Genomic DNA, 17,561 nt, shown 5'->3' on the forward strand with positions numbered 1-17,561 from the left:
CTGCGCACTCATATAATTGCTCCCGGTTTATAAGGGTCGATCGTCAATGTGGCGCGATGCTCAACTGAAGGAAGCGATACACCAAAAATAGTGCTGTTGAGTGCATGACCAAACAGTGATGGACGAAACTCCAATACGGCAATGTATGAAAGATATCCAGGACTCCGTCCTTCGACCAAGACATGTACCGCTGTATGGTTGCTCGCAAACGATTGATTCAGGTCATTCTCAATTTGGGCAGCAGTATCCTGAGATGTCTCGTGATAAGAGGGAACCGTTGCCACGCTGCGCACAGCATCGCGCGACAAACGATCAAAAGCAGCACAATCACCCAGAAACATCAACACATTGATCGCTATGATTGCAACCGTTATAAGCACTGGAAGGGTGACCACTGCTTCAATGGTCATCTGGCCCACTCGATTGCAGAGCAACACTCTATTTGCAGGCCACTGAATACCGTGCTGAATATCCCTTATCCTAACCTGGTTCATTTGTTGAAGTGCCATTCGAAAAGTCGCTTGTTGACTTCTTCTGAACTGCTTTCTCAACTCCATGGCTTCACCACCTGACTTGGTGATGTCGTTAATGATTTAAGCGCATCACGCGCCCTCCCGAGAAAATCTTTGCCTGCATCCTTTACCCCTGACGGCAAGGCAATTTCTATCGGTATCGATGGCCCTTGTTCATCACCAAGAGATATTTCAGCAATACGCACTGTCCCAATACCGTCGATCTCCTCTTCGACCACCGCAGCAGAAGCATCAACGATGTCGGAAAGGGGCGCAGAAGAATTGGACGAGAGATGGGTAACCAGATGCTTGGCACGCAAAAGCGCATCAGAAGCAGGCGCATGAGGATCCGCCTGAGCAACATGCCAAGAGTTCACTGTCACAGGTTTCCATGCCGCCGTATCAGCTGACTGTAAACCGACAGCATCAGCCGCTGAATGAAAGCGCTTTGACGCCCAATCTCCCAGCCCACTTTGGGAAGCAATTGGAATTGAACCCAGCACTGACTTCATGCCTTCATCCAGCGCATTAAACCCCTGGGTATAGAAGCGCAGTGCGGTGCCCCATAACTTGAGCACCTCGTGCGGCAAAAAGGCAGCGACGTCTGAAGAGTCCCCCATGAATCCATCCAGCAGTGAATCGACGACTTCTCCTGAAGGAGTCGATTGATCCTGAGCTAACGTAGCACCCGAAAGCGCGGCAGAAGGACCAAGCGAAGAATCGCTGCTAAAAAATGCTACCGGTGCAAGATTATCGAGAGTATTAACCTTGGTATTTACCACAAGGGCAAGAGCCCCATACGCACCTGGTGGGAACGCATCATCAAGCCGCGTAGTAGTGGCAGCCTTCATGGCATTCTCAAGATTATCAAGTATGGACCCAACTGGTTCTTTGACCTGCTTCATTGCTGGCTCGAGCCTCTCTCGTGCTTTCTGGTATAAGCGCGCCTCTTCAGCCACAATACGATAGTGGTGCTCAAAGCCATTTTCGATCGAAGTAGATGCTGCCGCCACTTCACCAAGGCTCACAGGAGAAAAGCGGCAGAAGGGACACGGGGACATTCCCTCTGCTTCGAACTGTTGCAGTGAAGCGTACCCCGCCAAGTGCCCACACTCTGCGATGCCCGGACACCCGTCCCATGCGTGCAGATAGCGTATTCCATGTTCATCAACCGTAACCGGATAAACTGCTTGTTGATATAAACTACTTTGCCGCATTTCGTCAGTATTTTTAGGCAGCAGTGGAAAATAGGATTCGAAGGAATCCTCTTTTTCCACTACATATCCGCGCGCAAGCTCCCCTGATGCATATTCATAAAATTGTTTACGCAGGACAGAGTTCTGTTGTTCATCAACGGAAGATGAATGAGGCGCTTCTGCAAGCGCGCGACGTCCATAATAGGCTCGTGCCCGTGCAAGGGGAACTGAAAATGACCAGTTATCTACCTGGGAAAACAGTGGGTTCTCTCCACCAGCCATAGAAGCAAGACTCCGCGCACGTTCGCTCATACAATACCCGGGTTCATTACCGCAGTCAGCCATAAACGCTCGCATCTTATGCTCGTTGGCCTCGCGGGACGCTTCCTCTGCTTCCTCGGCAGTAGAAGCTATTTCTTCCCCTTTTGAATGCAGTGTCTCAAGTGCCTCATGGGCTCCTGTAAGGGATGGGTACGTAAGCTCTTTTCCTTCTAAGGGAAGCAAAAGAGCCATTCCAAGATAGGTTGCGTGAGAGGTGCTGTTAGCTGATGCAACGGATGCAGACTGAGCTGCAGCGATAAAAGGAAGGAATGCCTGAAGGGCGTTCAGGCCACGCGTAGCAGATTCTGCAAACGTATCGCGCATGCGGATGACTTTATCTGCCGCTTCTATGAGCGTCGCCGCAATCGGCTGACAAGCGGGAACGCACAGCGCAACGGCTCCTGCCCCTGCCATAATGAGACCGGTTAAAGAAAGTGATAATACCGCTGCGTCACAAACCTGAATCACGACATAAAACGAAGCCACTTGATTCTCAGCCGCAAGAGCTGCTGCATCAGCGACATTCTGCACCTCGGACGAAATTGACTGTATACGATGCACCTGAGCAGCAGAAAAGATAAGCGAAAGAGTTAGTAAAAGAGCGATAACCATTCCCACCGTGGAAAATCCACCATCAGAACGAAAGAAGGGGCGGCACGCGCCAGAGGATCCCGTCTTGCTCTTATTTTTATTCTCATTCGGCGTCCATTTGCTAAAAATCCGCTTGCTCATTCGTGTTCCCTCCTCTCACGTCCTTGTACCCACTCTTGTGGCGATCCGCTCTGGAGCCATGCCGGTCGGGTACGTGCAGTTTCAGTAACTTCGAACGAAAAGAAGTCATCTTCACTGGTGATATGAAGAGTCCGACAAGCCACATCGATAAGTGGTAAAAGATGGATCTTGTTACGTATCGTGACTGCTACTTCGGTAGACTCTTCATCGCCCTCAAGTTCGACCTCCCACGAGTTGTCCCCTGCTGTTTGCACATGAAACAACTCGTGTGGTGGAATCGCCCCTAGATGACGCACAGCCATCGATCGACAGCTGTCAATTTGTGTCTCACCCTGCCCCGCTGTGGCAAGTACTCGGCAGGCCTGAGCTGCTGAAGCGCGCATGACCATCCGGTCATAGAGGATGATCCCCGGCTGTACGAGCACGATGACGACCATAAACAGCACCGGAATAAGAAATGCTGCTTCAACCGTAGACTGTCCACTGTCAGCACGCCAAAGCATCGCACCAAGCACCCGCCGAAGCACTAACATGATTCGGAGCCGACAACAGTTCATGCTGCACAAAGGCACCAGAGTCGCCAAGCCGCCAGAGACACCCTAAGCCAATAACTACTGCAATAAGAGCAGCCATGACGAGCACCCATTCAACCGTTGATTGTCCCCTTGAACAGGCCACGATACGGCGATTGTCAGGGGTTTTTGTTCCCCTACAGCCCATTGATACCATTGGCGATTGCATCCCACAGCTCCTGAATCTTTGGCCGAAATAGGGTGATAGCCACAATAGCAATCACCACAAGAACGCCGACAAGAATCGCGTATTCGGTTGTCCCTTGTCCGCGCCGATCGTGCAGTGCCCGCCCAGCCCGTACTAAAAGAGTTCTTCCCTTAAGATAAGCAGCTGTTACGTTGTCTGTTTTCATTGCCGTCCCTTTCATTTCCCCAAATCTATTGCCCTGCGACCAGGTCAAGTAAAACTGGTCCCAGCACCATCAACAGCATTGATGGCAGGATGAGCGTTCCCACCGGAATCATCATTTTGACCGGCGCTTTCATGACTTCTTCGTCAAGTAAGGCCTTACGTGCCAAACGAGCTTCTGCAGCCAATTCGTCAAGAGCATCTGCTAGTGGTGCACCAAAGCGCATGGACCGCACAATGCTATCCATCACTCGTCTGATCAGCGGCGAATCGTATTTCGAAGCCACTGCATGTAACGCTTCAGTACGTGTTGTGAGCCCTGTCATCCAAGCCATGTGGGCGCCCGACAACTCCGAGGCAAGCATGGTCGGAAAACTGGCACAGTATTTTTCAAGCGCTCTATCGAACGACAGGCCACTGCGCAGACCAAGACAGAGAATGGATAGCGCTTCAGATAGATGCCGCTCCATCTGCTTTTTCCGTAAAACAACTTCACGACCAAGAGCCCAAGGGACCGCACGCCATCCGCAAAAGGCACCGACCAGTGCACCTATTGCAGACACCTCAAGCGATACCATCATGCCAACAAGTGTCCCTCCAGCTGTACCAACAAGAATGGCTTCCCGGCGGGTATAAGACCAACCTGCTGCCGATACCTCCGACAGGAGCCCTGCCTTACGAACAAGATCTTGATCGTGCTGGCACCATCGCTCTTGCTTTTGACATTCCCGTAAGCGCGCCGATCGCGAATGAAACCGTAAACGCGATAAAACAAGTGACGTACTGCCTCGTGAAAGCCAAGGGTAAGACGGAGCTGCGCCCATGGCGAACGAGCGGAGATTCTTGCGCCGACGATGCGCTAACCGAATAGCCAACACATACCACGACAGAGCAAAGCCAAAAAAGCTTGCTGAAAGTACCGAGATAACCAAAAAGACCCATGCGTCCATTAGAATGACTCCCGAGAAAGGATCTTCCGTACCGCCATAATCCCGCCCACCTGCATAGATAGTGCGACCGCGAGCATGATGATTCCTTCTGTCGATGAGAAAAATGTTTCAAGGAACCCATCTGATAAAACCGAGAGAACCCCTGCCAGTAGCACCGTTACCGCCACAACAACGCGAGCTGAAAGACGGGCTTGCGCGGTATTAACCGCAAGTGACCGCCGAAGATTTGTTTCGTGTGCAAGCATTTCACCAGCTGTTTCAAGTACCTGTTTCATACTTCCACCCGCTTGATGCTGTATTTCCAAAGCAGTGGCAACGAAGGTCAATTCTCGTATCGACCCGTCTCCTTTCAGTAAGGCAAGCGCTTCGTCAAGGGGAGACCCCGCTGCAAGTGCCTGAGAAACCCGACTGAATACCTCTTTGAGCGGTCCGTGCGATTCTTCTTCAAGACGGCTAAAAGTTTGCTGTTGCGATAACCCTGCATGAAGGCAAATGCCTATCGACCAAACCGCATCAGGAAGAGCCTCACGTAATGCATCTTCGCGCCGCTCAATAGCATGCGATGCTACCTGGGAAGCCAATGCGAGAATAGCAATTGGAATGGCTGCACCCATAAGGGGTGCTCCCAGCACCGCACCACCCACAAGACAAACAAGAAAGAAACCAACTAAGCATGAACACAGCGCTTCATCACGCACAATAATGAAACGACAGCGGAGCGGCAGTGAAAGCTTCGCTATGTATTGGGCTATGACAGGCTGACGCAATATAACGCGGGCAATCGGCACAAATGGACGAAGACCACGACGAGCAAGAATAGCTGAAGCCCCTGAAACCGATATCGTAGACGCACAGGCAATGCGCTTAAAGCGATAGTACGTTATAAGCAGGCAGTACACGCCAAGACCGGCACTGGCGAACGATGCAAAGAACGCTAATCCGGCAAAGAGAGTGAATTCATCCATTCCGCTTCACCTCCTTCAGCTGGCTCTGGCAAATCGCTCGCCTCAAGAAGCCATGCAGGAATAGTGAGCCACTGGCCGCCAACCGAAGCAAAGGCGCGCTGATACACGACGGTCATGTGACAACAACGGTTTGTGCCGTCGTAGGAAATCTCGTCAATTTCAGTTACAAAGCGCACGCCCGATCTGTCGCGCGCAGTTTGTACGATGCATTGAATAGCACTTCCTATCTGAGCCTGAACAACTTCTACCGGTAAATCGGCTGCGTAACGCACCATCGTAGTTAAGCGCAGGATGCAATCAGCTGGTGAATTAGCATGCAGAGTTGTAAGCGATCCGTCGTGACCGGTATTCATGGCCTGCAGCATATCGAGCGCCTCGCCACCACGACATTCGCCGACGATGATACGATCGGGACGCATACGCAGCGCGTTAATGACGAGGTCACGGATAGTTACTTCGCCCGCGCCTTCGATACTTGCCGGGCGCGCTTCAAGGCGTATGACATGAGGGTGATCAGTAAAGCGCAACTCAAGCGAATCCTCGATGGTAATAATGCGTTCTGCCTGCCCAATCTTGCAGGACAACGCATTCAGCAAGGTTGTCTTGCCGCTTCCTGTTCCCCCTGAAACAGCAAGATTGCGCCTGGCGTGCACACACCACACAAGATATAAACGCACCGAGGCTTCGATTGAGGCCGATTCGACCATTTCTTCAAGCGTGATAATACGCTCGCGGAATTTACGGATGGTCAGCACTGGTCCATCAGGAGCAAGTGGCGGTATGATCGCATTGACCCGATGACCTTGGGAAAGCCGCGCATTCACCATAGGAGACGCTTCGTCAACGCGCCTTCCTAATGGGCCAATAATACGATCAATTAAAGCTCGCACCTCATCGTTGCCGTTAAAGGGGTTCGAATGCGATTCAAGTAAGCCATCGCGTTCTACATACAGGGTATCCGCCGCATTAACCATGATTTCGGTAATGGATTCATCGGCAAGCATCCATTCAAGTGGGCCCAGTCCGAACACATCGTCTAGTAATGTTTCAATTGCCTGATCGCGCGCTTGACCAGCATCAATCAGCCATGGTGCATCCTCAAAAATTGCCGTACACGCGGCGCGTATCTCATTTTCTGCCCGCGCTGGATTCTCTGCCCGCATGCGACCGAGTACATCGGGTGGGACCTGATTCTGAACCCGCCGTCTGAGTTCGGCAATGCTTTCGTGTCGAATGGCTGCTTCTGTTTCATTGCCCGCAGCACGCACACGCTCCATCAACGTCATGATCGACTCCTGAGCAGCGTAAACGGATTAAAAGAAAACGAATGAACAGCTTGATCGCTTGAATTTCCACCAGCAAGCGCAGGAGCCATTCCATCAACCATAGCAAATACGCTCTGCGCAAAAGCGTTCTTCACTTCAAGTAATTCCGACGGTTGGCCCGAGCCAAGATATTCAGAGACAACTTTGCCGCCCTCCTGCAGTTCAACCGCATGAGCACCGGATAAGGCACACGAAACATCAATAGAGGTTAAAAGCGCCTGACGAGTGCAGTGATTGACTGCAAAAAGGAACGACTGCGATGCCACCCCACAGCGTGCACACAGATCTAAGACATGTCGGCAGCGTTTAAGGCTCCACGGCTGCTGACCAATCAGAAATACCGTGCGCGACGCTGCAGCAATAACGTCAAGCTGAACATCACCCCATTCTGACCCTGTATTGACCACGACTGCATCAAAACGTTCTGACAGTTGGTCAATGACCTGCTTAAATTGAGGTGCCACTTGTTCAGAAACTTCAACATGAGCAGGCGCCGTTACTAAAGCGGGAATCTTATCGTGCGGTTTCAGTGCTTCGATACGAGCTGGCGACCCAATAAGATCATCGAGACGAACTGAAGTTGCTTCATCTGTTAAATACCCCAGGTCGCCACCTTGCAAGTCACCATCAACCAAAACGGTGCGACAGCCCTTTGATTGAAGATACATTGCTGCGAGGGCAGCTACCGCACTTTTGCCTGATCCGCCTTCGGCTGAAACAACCGCAAGAATGAATGCTTTTGATGGAGCAGATGCGCCACTCACGAGAGTGGTCGGTTTCTGAGCGGGATTTGATACAGCGTTGAACTGGTCTTTTTCAACTTGATCACAACTAAAACCATTTGAGCTATTGCGTCCACTAAGGCACTGAGATAACGATGTTGTCGCCTCTTCCGCGCGGCCGGTTGACGTCGCTATAGCTTCTCCTGTCGGCTTGGGCGATGATACTGTGACCTTCGATGATGACCCAAGCGACGCTGGCGCTGTAGCTTTTGGTACTGCCTCAAGCGGCATCGTAGCTTCCGGCATTGGCTGTATCGGCACCGAACATGCTTCTGGTGTCGGTACTGACTCTATCGACGATGATAACGCTTCTGATAATGGCTCAGATGGCGCCGATACTCCCACCATCGGCTGATGTGATGTTGACGTTTCTGATGTCGACAATTGACGAGCAGAAAAACGTTGCTTGCATATGCTAAACCGCTCGAGAAATTCCTGTTGTCCGAGGACTTCTTCAATACCCGCAATGCGAGCGCGACTATAGAGCGACCCGGTACCCTTAAACGATACGAGTGACGCCGCTACTCCATCGCTGCAAAGCGCTGCTGCAAGATTAATCGCATCAACCTGGTCGCTTCCTGCCACCCATACTGGTATCTTCACGCCCGCATTATGGAAGTGCCGAATCTGATGGCGCGCTTCATCAGCATCAGAGAAGGTTGTAAGCCACGGCTGCTGATCGAGCTGTTCATCGGGCAAGCCCAACATGATGGGATTACGAAGCGCTTCGCATTCAGCACAAAGGATCGCTCCTTGATATGCCGTATCGATGGTTGCTGTTTCTTGTTGATTATCCTTCATTAGCGTACCTCCCCTTCCGCAGGTAGAGTGAGGTATACAGAAGATGAATCCCGCGCAGCGGCGATAACTTCCTGAACCTGGGCAGGATCAACAGCAAGTGTTACCCACATCCGACCCGCTGAATATGTTCCTGCTGCAAGCACCTGCGCATCGCAGAGATACGCAACCGAACCCGAAGACGAAGCGGAATACACCGATACCTGCACCCCCGCCTCAAGCGAACCACCCACGGCTTGGGAACTTTCGACGGCAATGCTGACCGCTTGTTTACCGGCTGGTACCTGGATAGCAGCCGTGTTGTCCGCACAACGCACTGTTGTGATAACTTCACCTGATGATACCGGCCCCGCTGCTTGCTTGCCTTCGATATCCGCCACCGTGCCCACCGCCTGGCGTGGTGAGAGTTCTGCAATCCACGAGCGCAGTTCAACATTGGCTGATGAGTATGTTTCACCAGGAGCGATATCACGCGTCGCAACGCATACCTGTACCTGATCGCCACCGTAGCGAGACAGCGCTTCGTCACGTTGCGCCTGAAAGCGGGCTTGTTCGGCCTGAAGATACGCACTCACGCAGAGCGCACAGATCAAGCCGCAGAGCAGCGAAATAGCAAGCATGCCTTTGCGTCTCATGAAACTCCTTCCATCTGAAAGAAGCATGAGACTTCGACCTTGCCGACATCTTCAATCTCGCTTGACCGCAACCTGGCAGAAAGCTATCTCTGCCATTACCCCTTCGTAATCGGGCTTGTTTTCTGATATGTAGCAGACCTCTCGAGGATTCCCTGCACTACCCCTGATAGCTAACGCGGGCACCCTGCGGTGTGTCTTCGATAGTGAACCCAAGATCGCTCATCCGATCGCGCACCGCATCGGCAAGGGCAAAGTTCTTGGCCTGACGGGCAGCCGCACGAGCTCCGAGCAAGGCATCCACTGCATCAGAAGGCGATGTACCTGCGAAACCAGCCAGTTCAGCAGCAAGATCGACAACCTGTGCAGGATAGCCACTCTCAGAAGGCTGCTGAACCACTTCAATGCCAAAAACGCCCATCAGTTCAACGATACTTTCACGCGCCTGTCGCAGAACGGGGATATCAGACCGCGATACGGTTGCGTCACCGAGCTGCGTATTAAGGTCTCCCACCAACGTAAAAATAGCTCCGAGCGCACCAGCTGTATTGAAGTCGTCATCCATTGCGTAGATAAATTCATTACGCGTCTGCTGTACCTGGGCAAGCAGCTCTTTTGCCTTAAGGGGGCTCGGAATATCTGCGGCATTCGTTATGGCCCAATCCAAGCGAGCTACCAGCGCTTCAATACGCGCAAGGGCTGCAGCTGCCTCGGTTAAGCGCTCTTCACTAAAATCGAGGGGACTGCGGTAATGCGTCTGGAGCATCAACATACGCAACGAACGCGGATTAACACTCTTTAAAACATCGCGAAGCAACAAGAAATTACCGAGCGACTTACTCATTTTTTCAGCATTGATCTGCAACATCCCGCTGTGCATCCAATAATTTGTGAATGTTTCGCCCCAAGCCGCTTCGCTTTGAGCTGTTTCGTTTTCGTGATGCGGGAAGATCAAATCAGCTCCGCCGCCATGCACATCGAATGGAAGCCCTAAATACTTACGCGACATTGCAGAGCATTCAATATGCCAGCCGGGACGACCTTGCCCCCAAGGTGACTTCCACGAAGGTTCACCCGGTTTAGCAGCCTTCCAAATAGCAAAATCAAGCGGATCCCGTTTGCGATCACCAATGCCCTCCACATGAGAAGCACGTAGATCGCGATGACCACTCTCAAGTTCATCAATATCGCGATGAGATAAATGGCCATACGCAGGGAAACTCCGCACGCTGAAATACACATCACCAGCTGCCTCATAGGCATGCCCGGTATCGATTAAACGCTGGACCAGCTCGATCATTTCAGGAATCTCTTCGGTTGCCCGCGGACGCTTATCAGGATCGAGCACGCCCATCGCATGCATGTCCTCAATGAACGCATCCGTGTACTTGCGAGCGATCTCGGCCGCATCGCACTCTTCTTCACCGGCGCGCTTAATAATCTTGTCATCAACGTCAGTAACGTTTTGCACAAACGTCACATCGAATCCGCGCCACATGAGATACCGCCGCACGATGTCGAACGACACAAACGTACGAGCATTACCAATATGAATGTAGTTATATACCGTCGGACCGCATACATACATGCGGACACGACCCACTTCAATGGTTTTAAAATCTTCCTTCTTACGCGTTTGTGTGTTATAAATCCTGATCATCGTATTCCTTTATCGTTGTTCTTCAAGCAGGGCAACCGCTTGAGCTGAAATACCTTCACCGCGTCCTTCAAAACCAAGATGCTCGGTTGTTGTCGCTTTGACACCTACGCATTCCATATCAATACCCAATGCATCCGCCAGTCGTGCGCGCATTTGGTCGCGATAGGGTGAAAGCTTCGGCGCTTGAGCGGCAATAACGCTATCGATATCCACAATGGAAAACCCGGCTGAACGTACCGTAGCCGCAACTTGACTGAGCAACTGAAGCGAATCTGCTCCAGCAAAGGTAGGATCAGTATCGGGAAAGAGCTTCCCAATGTCGCCCGCCCGGGCCGCTCCCAACACCGCATCGGCCACCGCATGCGCCAACACGTCAGCATCGGAATGACCGGCGAGCCCTTTTTCATACGGAATCTCAACGCCGCCGATAATAAGTTTGCGATCGGATACGAGCGCATGGACATCGAAACCAAGACCAATGCGCAGACCGGTCGAATGTGTCATTTTGCGTCCTCTCGCAAGATAGAATGCACGGCAGCAGCCAGCATAAGATAATCCTCGGGAACAGTTAGCTTAATATTGTCGCGCTTACCTTCGACCACGAGAACCTTGCCACCCAATCGCTCGATAAGCGATGAATCGTCGGTTCCCACAAAGCCATCAGAAAGAGCAGCGGCATGTGCTCGGCGATAAATGCCAGCGCGAAAAACCTGGGGGGTCTGAGCGTTCCAGAACACCGTGCGGTCGGGCGTGCCAACAATCACATCGTTTTCGACTACTTTAAGCGTATCAATGGATGGATGAGCAACCACCGCACCATCAGAGTCGAAATTACCCTTCAGGGTATTGATCGTGTGCTCGATTAAGTCAGGGCTGATCAGAGGCCTTGCACCATCATGAAGCACAACAAACTCAAAATCTTCGGGAACAAATTCTAAACCTGAAAGTGCTGATTCCTGACGGATCGACCCTGCCGGCGCCAATACAACTGGGGTAACAAATGGGAACGGGTCGATAGCGTGGGAAAGGTATTCAGCCTGGCGGTCTTCCGGACAAACCACAACGATCAGGCCGATATCAGCCACTGCATCAAACGCTTCAGCTGACCAGGTGAGCACTGGCTTACCAGCAATTTCTACCAGCTGCTTGCCACCTTCGCGACCAAACCGCTCTCCCTGGCCACCTGCAAGGATAATCGCAGCAGTCTTTGGATTGTCGCCAACCTTCCCCTCGAGACCGCTCAGGCTCTTAGTGAGGGCATCAAAATCGAGGTGTCCCAGCAGCTGTTCGGATATTTTAAGAGCTGAAGGAGCAAACACCGGATCAACGGTACCCATCGCGCGCTTGCTGATTGCATCGGTGTCTTTCATCCGTCGAGCCTCCTGTCAGTACTTATTCACCTTTGCCGCTTACTGCACTGTTTCATAATACGACATACTCACTGCCAAACAGGGCATATATAGAAAAAGTAACGGCACCATTCAGACACGGTACCGTTACTTCGCTCAAATGGGTAAACGCAGGCTAAACTTTGAGTTAGTCAGTTGCACCACCTGCAGCCAAACCGCCCGAAGCCGACCCGCCGCCATCACGACTTAACGCGCGCCCAGTGTTGGACAGGTCATATCCGCGTAACAACAATTCAGCATCTTGGGCAATGCTATCGCGTTTGCGTGGCGCCGGGATCGACCCTGTGCCTTCTTTAAACACCAGCTTGCCGTCTTCAAAATCGACATCGATAACCGATCCACTTGTCCAGCGTCCTTCAAGCACCTGGTCGGAGATCGGATCTTCCAGTAGACGCTGAATTGCGCGACGCAGCGGACGAGCCCCAAAGGTAACATCAGTTCCTTCGCTGGCAATATAGCGGCATGCTTCATCGGTAATATTGATCGTCATATTCTGAGCAATCAAACGCTCGCGCAGATCGGCCACCATAAGCTTCACGATCTGCCCAATTTCATCCTTTGTCAGGCTCTTGAACACGATTGTTTCATCAATGCGGTTCAGGAATTCAGGACGGAAGAGCTTCTTCAGTTCGCTTGTCACCCGACTCTTGATCTCTTTGTCGGACAGACCCGATCCGCCTTCACCGAAGCCGAGCGTCTGCGTCTGCGCAATATCACGCGCACCCACGTTGCTTGTCATAATAATGACCGTGTTACGGAAATCGACAACGCGACCCTGTCCATCGGTCAGGCGCCCTTCTTCAAGAATCTCCAGCAAGATATTGAAGACATCAGGGTGCGCCTTTTCGATTTCATCAAACAACACCACCGAATAAGGACGTTGACGCACGGCCTTTGTGAGCTGACCACCTTCGTCGTAGCCGACATAGCCCGGAGGGCTGCCGATCAAACGAGAAACCGTATGCTTTTCCATGTATTCACTCATGTCAAAGCTCACGAGTGCATCTTCGCTGTTAAAGAGGAATTCAGCAAGTGCCTTTGACAGTTCGGTCTTACCGACGCCCGACGGACCAAGGAAGATAAACGAACCGGTGGGACGTTTCGGATCGGCTAAGCCACTACGTGCTCGACGAATCGCCTTCGATACGGCCGTAACAGCTTCATCCTGACCAATAATACGCTCGTGCAAGACACTTTCCATACGCAGAAGCTTATCGGCTTCGGCTTCGGTTAGATCAGACACCGGCACGCCGGTCGTCATGCTCACCACATCGGCAATATCCTCTGCCGACACGTTCTGCACGTCTTTGCGCGACGACTCTTCCCAGCTCTTCTGCGCCTCGGCACGCTTATCACGCAATTGATCTTCTTGATCGCGCAATGTAGCAGCCTCTTCGAAGTCTTGATTGGCGATAGCCGCCTCTTTCTTCATGCGCATCTCGCGCAGTTCTTCGTCGATGTCGCGCAACTCGGGCGGAAGCGTCATGTTGCGAATGCGCATGCGCGCACCCGCTTCATCAAGCACGTCGATAGCTTTATCAGGCAAAAAGCGATCCTGAATATAGCGGTTTGAAAGCGTGACAGCCGCCTGCAGCGCTTCATCGCTGAAGTGCACCTGATGGTGTTCTTCGTAGCGATCGCGCAGACCCTGCATAATGCGCACCGATTGCTCTTCGTTGGGTTCGCCCACCGTAATAGGCTGGAAGCGCCGCTCGAGAGCTGAATCTTTTTCGATATGTTTGCGATACTCGTCGATCGTTGTCGCGCCAATCACTTGGATTTCACCACGAGACAGAGGCGGCTTTAAAATGCTCGCTGCGTCGATAGAGCCTTCGGCGGCGCCAGCACCAATAAGCGTATGCAATTCGTCGATAAACAGAATAATATCGCCCGCATTGACCACTTCACGAATGCATTTTTTCAAGCGCTCTTCGAATTCACCGCGGTACTTACTGCCGGCTACCAAACTTGAAATATCAAGCGTGAACAGGCGGCGATTGCGCAAGATATCAGGCACCTGATTTGAAACAATCAATTGTGCCAAACCCTCCACCACAGCCGTCTTCCCAACGCCCGGTTCGCCAATGAGCAGGGGATTATTTTTCTGACGGCGGCAGAGTATCTGCATAATACGTTCGATTTCACCCGCGCGGCCAATAACCGGATCGAGCTTTCCGTCGAACGCTTTCTTGGTAAGGTCGGTGCCATATTCTTTCAGGGCACTTTCGGAAGGAGTGCTCTGTACATCAGGGTTAATCCGACCAGCAAACACCGCCGATTGTCCGACGAGATCGTTTAAGGCTCCGCGTACGGCATCACCCGTAACGCCCATGCGAGCAAGTACGTCGATAGCCACACCTTCGCCCTCGCGAATAATGCCCAGCAAAAGATGCTCGGTAGAAATGTAGCTCTGTCCCATCTGCATAGCTTCACGCAGGCTGTTTTCTAGCACCCGCTTAACCCTCGATGTGAAGCCCAAATGTCCCGACACATCGGTATCAGGATCGATAGCAACTACTTGCCGAATTGTCTGAACAGTCTCATCGTATGTAACATTCAAGCGATCAAGCGCTTGTGCGGCAAGGCCATCTTTTTCCTTAATAAGCGCAAGAAGTATATGTTCGGTACCAACATAGGGCTGATGCAGAGTGCGAGCTTCGTCTTGGGCGATTACAAGCACCTTGCGCGCCTTGTCGGTAAATTTATCAAATGACATGTGCGCCTCGTTTCTTTGAGGTTTCGCGTAAGCTAATTTGTGTGGCTATCCTAGCACTCACTAATTATGAGTGCCAACGACTCACCTTCTTTTTGAGAATCTGATACCTTTCCGTAATACGAGGTGCACGCAAAAAGAATCGCACTTATTGCGCCGAACCATTACGCCTTACCGCATGTCTCGAGGTGGCGATATGTAATCAGCATTGCGCTTTACCGCCTGTATCGGGGAATCGATCGATGATTAGTGTTATTCAGCCGAGAAGGAATCTTTATTCGGGTCGATTTCCTTCATCGCTGCAATAACGCTGGTAAACCATTCGTCGAGGTCCATTTCCATAAGCTCAGCTCCATGGGTAATTTGATCGCGATCACACCCAGCAGCAAAGCTCTTTGTCTTGAACTTTTTCTTCAGCGACTTCAGAGAGAAATCTTGCACCGATCGAGATGGGCGCACCATAACGCACGCATCAATAAGCCCTGATAACTCATCACACGCAAACAGAACCTTTTCCATTTTTGCCTCAGGAGCAGGCAGTGCTTTATTCCAGTCGAAATTATGCGTTTGAATTGCACGCACCAACTGCGGATTCACGCCGAGAGGCAAAAGCATCTCGGCAGTCTTGACAGTGTGGTCATTCCCGTCGGGATACTCTTCCCAATCAAGATCGTGTAGCAAGCCGACAATACCCCAAAACTCGATGTTATCTGGATCAAACTGAGCCGCGTAATAGCGCATAAGCCCTTCAAGTGTCTGACCATGCTCAATGTGAAACGCGTCTTTGTTATGCTCTTTCAATAGTTCGAAGGCTTTATCGCGACTGATACCAGCATCAAGCTGGTCACCTGGCTGAGGGGCAGGAACTTTTTTCCACGGGCTGTCGATAGCTTCCACGTCTGATACGGTTGCTGCTTCTGTCGTGGGCTTTGTCGCGCAAGTCGTCCCTGTTGCAGAATCGGGCAGAGAAACGTCCCCTTCGGGCGCAGCAGTGGCCGTGGTCTTCTCTCCCGCAGTGCTCATAACTCCTTCGCCATCAATCGCAGCTGAACGCTGAGTATTTCGCTCAGGCCGCATATGGGGGAAGAGCAAAACATCACGAATAGATACTGAATCAGTCAGCAGCATAACTAAACGATCGATGCCAATACCAATGCCTCCCGCAGGCGGCATGCCATACTCGAGGGCGCGAACATAGTCGGTGTCGTACTCCATCGCCTCTTCATCGCCATGGCGTTTTGCTTCCATCTGGGCGGCAAAACGTGATTCCTGGTCAACGGGGTCGTTGAGCTCAGTAAAGGCATTGGCGTATTCATGACCGGCAATCACCAGCTCAAAGCGATCGGTCAGACGCGGATCTTTTGGCTTGCGCTTTGCAAGCGGGGATACCTCAACTGGATAGTCGCAGACAAACGTTGGGTTCACAAGTGTGCGCTCACACAGCTCGTCATACAGCTCAAACATGAGCTTACCGGATCCCCAATCCTGCTTCCATTCAAGACCAAACCGGTCGAAAATCAAATGATACGTTTCAGGCGGCGTGTCGATATCAACTGTCTCCCCCACGACCTCACTAACTAATTCAGCCATCGATACACTGCGCCATTCGCCGGAAAGATCGATTGACGTGCCTTGATAGGTGATGATTTCACTGTCGCACACCGCATGGAGACCAGCCTTAACAAAGCCTTCGCATAGCTGCTTCATACCGGCAAGATCAGAAAACGCGCAGTAAGCTTCCATCGTGGTGAACTCAGGATTGTGCGTAAGATCCATGCCTTCATTGCGGAAAATACGGCCGATTTCGTAAACGCGATCCATGCCACCTACCAGCAGACGCTTGAGATGCAATTCAGTCGCAATACGCAAATAGCACTCTTGATTGAGCGCATTGAAGTGAGTAATAAACGGCTTTGCGTTCGCGCCACCCATAATTTCTTGCAAAATGGGGGTCTCGGCCTCGTAGTACCCTTCTTGCGCCATATAGGTGCGACACGCTGAAATAATCTTCGACCGGTTAATAAATACCTGTTTAACCTGCGGATTGACAACTAGGTCAACGTAGCGCTGCCGATAGCGTGTTTCCTTATCAGTGAGGCCGTGAAATTTTTCAGGGAGCGGACGAATAGACTTGCTCATGAGCTCGAATGAAGTTACCGCTACGGAAAGTTCACCACGCTTTGTGCGCAAAATCGTACCAGTCACAGCAATCCAATCGCCCAGATCGAAGTTCGTCATGCGACTAAATGCTTCGTCACCAAGCTCATTCACCCGACAGAACAGCTGTATGTCGCCTTCACGCTCGCGCAGAACCATGAACATGATCTTACCCTGATTGCGAATAGCCATAATGCGACCCGCCATGGCAACAACATCTTCGGTACGCTCGCCAGCTGCGAGGTTGGCGTACTTCGCCTCAAGCTCGTCCACGTGATGAGTAACGGTAAACGCATGACCGTACGGGTCTTCTCCAGCTGTATAGAGCTCGGCCCGCTTGGCGAGGCGGACCGTCCGTGGGTCATCTTCAATGCGAGCAGTTTCTTCCTGCACAAGGGTTTCCTTACTCATTGCGCTTCCTTTCGCATCATTGCGGCGCATTCATTACCTGCGAATATAACTGAACGCCTTCTCACACACATCTGTGT

Annotated in this window: 15 protein-coding genes; all 15 read right to left on the minus strand. The window is 51.7% G+C overall.

The features are described 5' to 3' along the window. Positions 1-8 precede the first annotated feature (8 nt). The 15 genes from CCUR_RS06505 to lysS all read right to left on the minus strand — a co-directional run bounded on the left by CCUR_RS06505 (position 9) and on the right by lysS (position 17,484). A complete protein-coding gene (locus tag CCUR_RS06505; RefSeq protein ID WP_143711824.1) occupies positions 9-557 on the minus strand; it encodes a hypothetical protein in 549 nt (182 codons plus the stop codon). Continuing rightward, positions 548-2,761, minus strand: coding sequence for a pilus assembly protein TadG-related protein (locus CCUR_RS06510; RefSeq protein ID WP_015778851.1), 2,214 nt, complete (start codon positions 2,759-2,761; stop codon positions 548-550). The genes CCUR_RS06505 and CCUR_RS06510 overlap by 10 nt, the downstream gene beginning before the upstream one ends. Continuing rightward, a complete protein-coding gene (locus CCUR_RS06515) occupies positions 2,758-3,264 on the minus strand; it encodes a TadE/TadG family type IV pilus assembly protein (RefSeq protein WP_015778852.1) in 507 nt (168 codons plus the stop codon). Before CCUR_RS06515 ends, CCUR_RS06510 begins: the two co-directional genes overlap by 4 nt. Continuing rightward, the gene (locus tag CCUR_RS06520) at positions 3,248-3,502 is read right to left on the minus strand and encodes a hypothetical protein (protein ID WP_245526095.1); all 255 of its coding nucleotides are present in this window, start codon (positions 3,500-3,502) and stop codon (positions 3,248-3,250) included. Before CCUR_RS06520 ends, CCUR_RS06515 begins: the two co-directional genes overlap by 17 nt. Then, the gene (locus CCUR_RS07655) at positions 3,471-3,686 is read right to left on the minus strand and encodes a class III signal peptide-containing protein (RefSeq protein ID WP_015778854.1); all 216 of its coding nucleotides are present in this window, start codon (positions 3,684-3,686) and stop codon (positions 3,471-3,473) included. The genes CCUR_RS06520 and CCUR_RS07655 overlap by 32 nt, the downstream gene beginning before the upstream one ends. Positions 3,687-3,711: 25 nt before the next feature. Beyond that, complete coding sequence (locus CCUR_RS06530; RefSeq protein WP_015778855.1) at positions 3,712-4,632, minus strand: type II secretion system F family protein; 921 nt, start codon at positions 4,630-4,632, stop codon at positions 3,712-3,714. Beyond that, entirely contained in the window at positions 4,632-5,597 is a 966-nt protein-coding gene (locus CCUR_RS07330) for a type II secretion system F family protein (RefSeq protein WP_015778856.1), read from the minus strand. Before CCUR_RS07330 ends, CCUR_RS06530 begins: the two co-directional genes overlap by 1 nt. Next, a complete protein-coding gene (locus CCUR_RS06540) occupies positions 5,567-6,883 on the minus strand; it encodes a TadA family conjugal transfer-associated ATPase (protein WP_015778857.1) in 1,317 nt (438 codons plus the stop codon). The genes CCUR_RS07330 and CCUR_RS06540 overlap by 31 nt, the downstream gene beginning before the upstream one ends. Beyond that, positions 6,880-8,505, minus strand: a complete 1,626-nt coding sequence (locus CCUR_RS07335) for a CpaE/TadZ family protein (protein WP_015778858.1) — start codon at positions 8,503-8,505, stop codon at positions 6,880-6,882. Before CCUR_RS07335 ends, CCUR_RS06540 begins: the two co-directional genes overlap by 4 nt. Further along, complete coding sequence (gene cpaB / locus CCUR_RS06550; protein ID WP_015778859.1) at positions 8,505-9,137, minus strand: Flp pilus assembly protein CpaB; 633 nt, start codon at positions 9,135-9,137, stop codon at positions 8,505-8,507. Before cpaB ends, CCUR_RS07335 begins: the two co-directional genes overlap by 1 nt. A gap of 157 nt (positions 9,138-9,294) precedes the next feature. Further along, positions 9,295-10,794 carry a cysteine--tRNA ligase gene (gene cysS, locus CCUR_RS06555; RefSeq protein ID WP_015778860.1) on the minus strand — a complete coding sequence of 500 codons (1,500 nt, stop codon included), beginning with the start codon at positions 10,792-10,794 and terminating at the stop codon, positions 9,295-9,297. 9 nt (positions 10,795-10,803) lie between these two features. Continuing rightward, the gene (ispF, locus tag CCUR_RS06560) at positions 10,804-11,298 is read right to left on the minus strand and encodes a 2-C-methyl-D-erythritol 2,4-cyclodiphosphate synthase (protein ID WP_015778861.1); all 495 of its coding nucleotides are present in this window, start codon (positions 11,296-11,298) and stop codon (positions 10,804-10,806) included. Next, complete coding sequence (gene ispD / locus CCUR_RS06565; RefSeq protein WP_015778862.1) at positions 11,295-12,164, minus strand: 2-C-methyl-D-erythritol 4-phosphate cytidylyltransferase; 870 nt, start codon at positions 12,162-12,164, stop codon at positions 11,295-11,297. Before ispD ends, ispF begins: the two co-directional genes overlap by 4 nt. 166 nt (positions 12,165-12,330) lie before the next feature. After that, a complete protein-coding gene (locus CCUR_RS06570; RefSeq protein ID WP_015778863.1) occupies positions 12,331-14,919 on the minus strand; it encodes an ATP-dependent Clp protease ATP-binding subunit in 2,589 nt (862 codons plus the stop codon). 249 nt (positions 14,920-15,168) lie between these two features. Beyond that, a complete protein-coding gene (gene lysS / locus CCUR_RS07660; protein WP_015778864.1) occupies positions 15,169-17,484 on the minus strand; it encodes a lysine--tRNA ligase in 2,316 nt (771 codons plus the stop codon). Between the last annotated feature and the right edge of the window lie 77 nt (positions 17,485-17,561).

This window comes from Cryptobacterium curtum DSM 15641 (genome assembly GCF_000023845.1).
GTDB classification, from domain to species: Bacteria; Actinomycetota; Coriobacteriia; order Coriobacteriales; family Eggerthellaceae; genus Cryptobacterium; species Cryptobacterium curtum.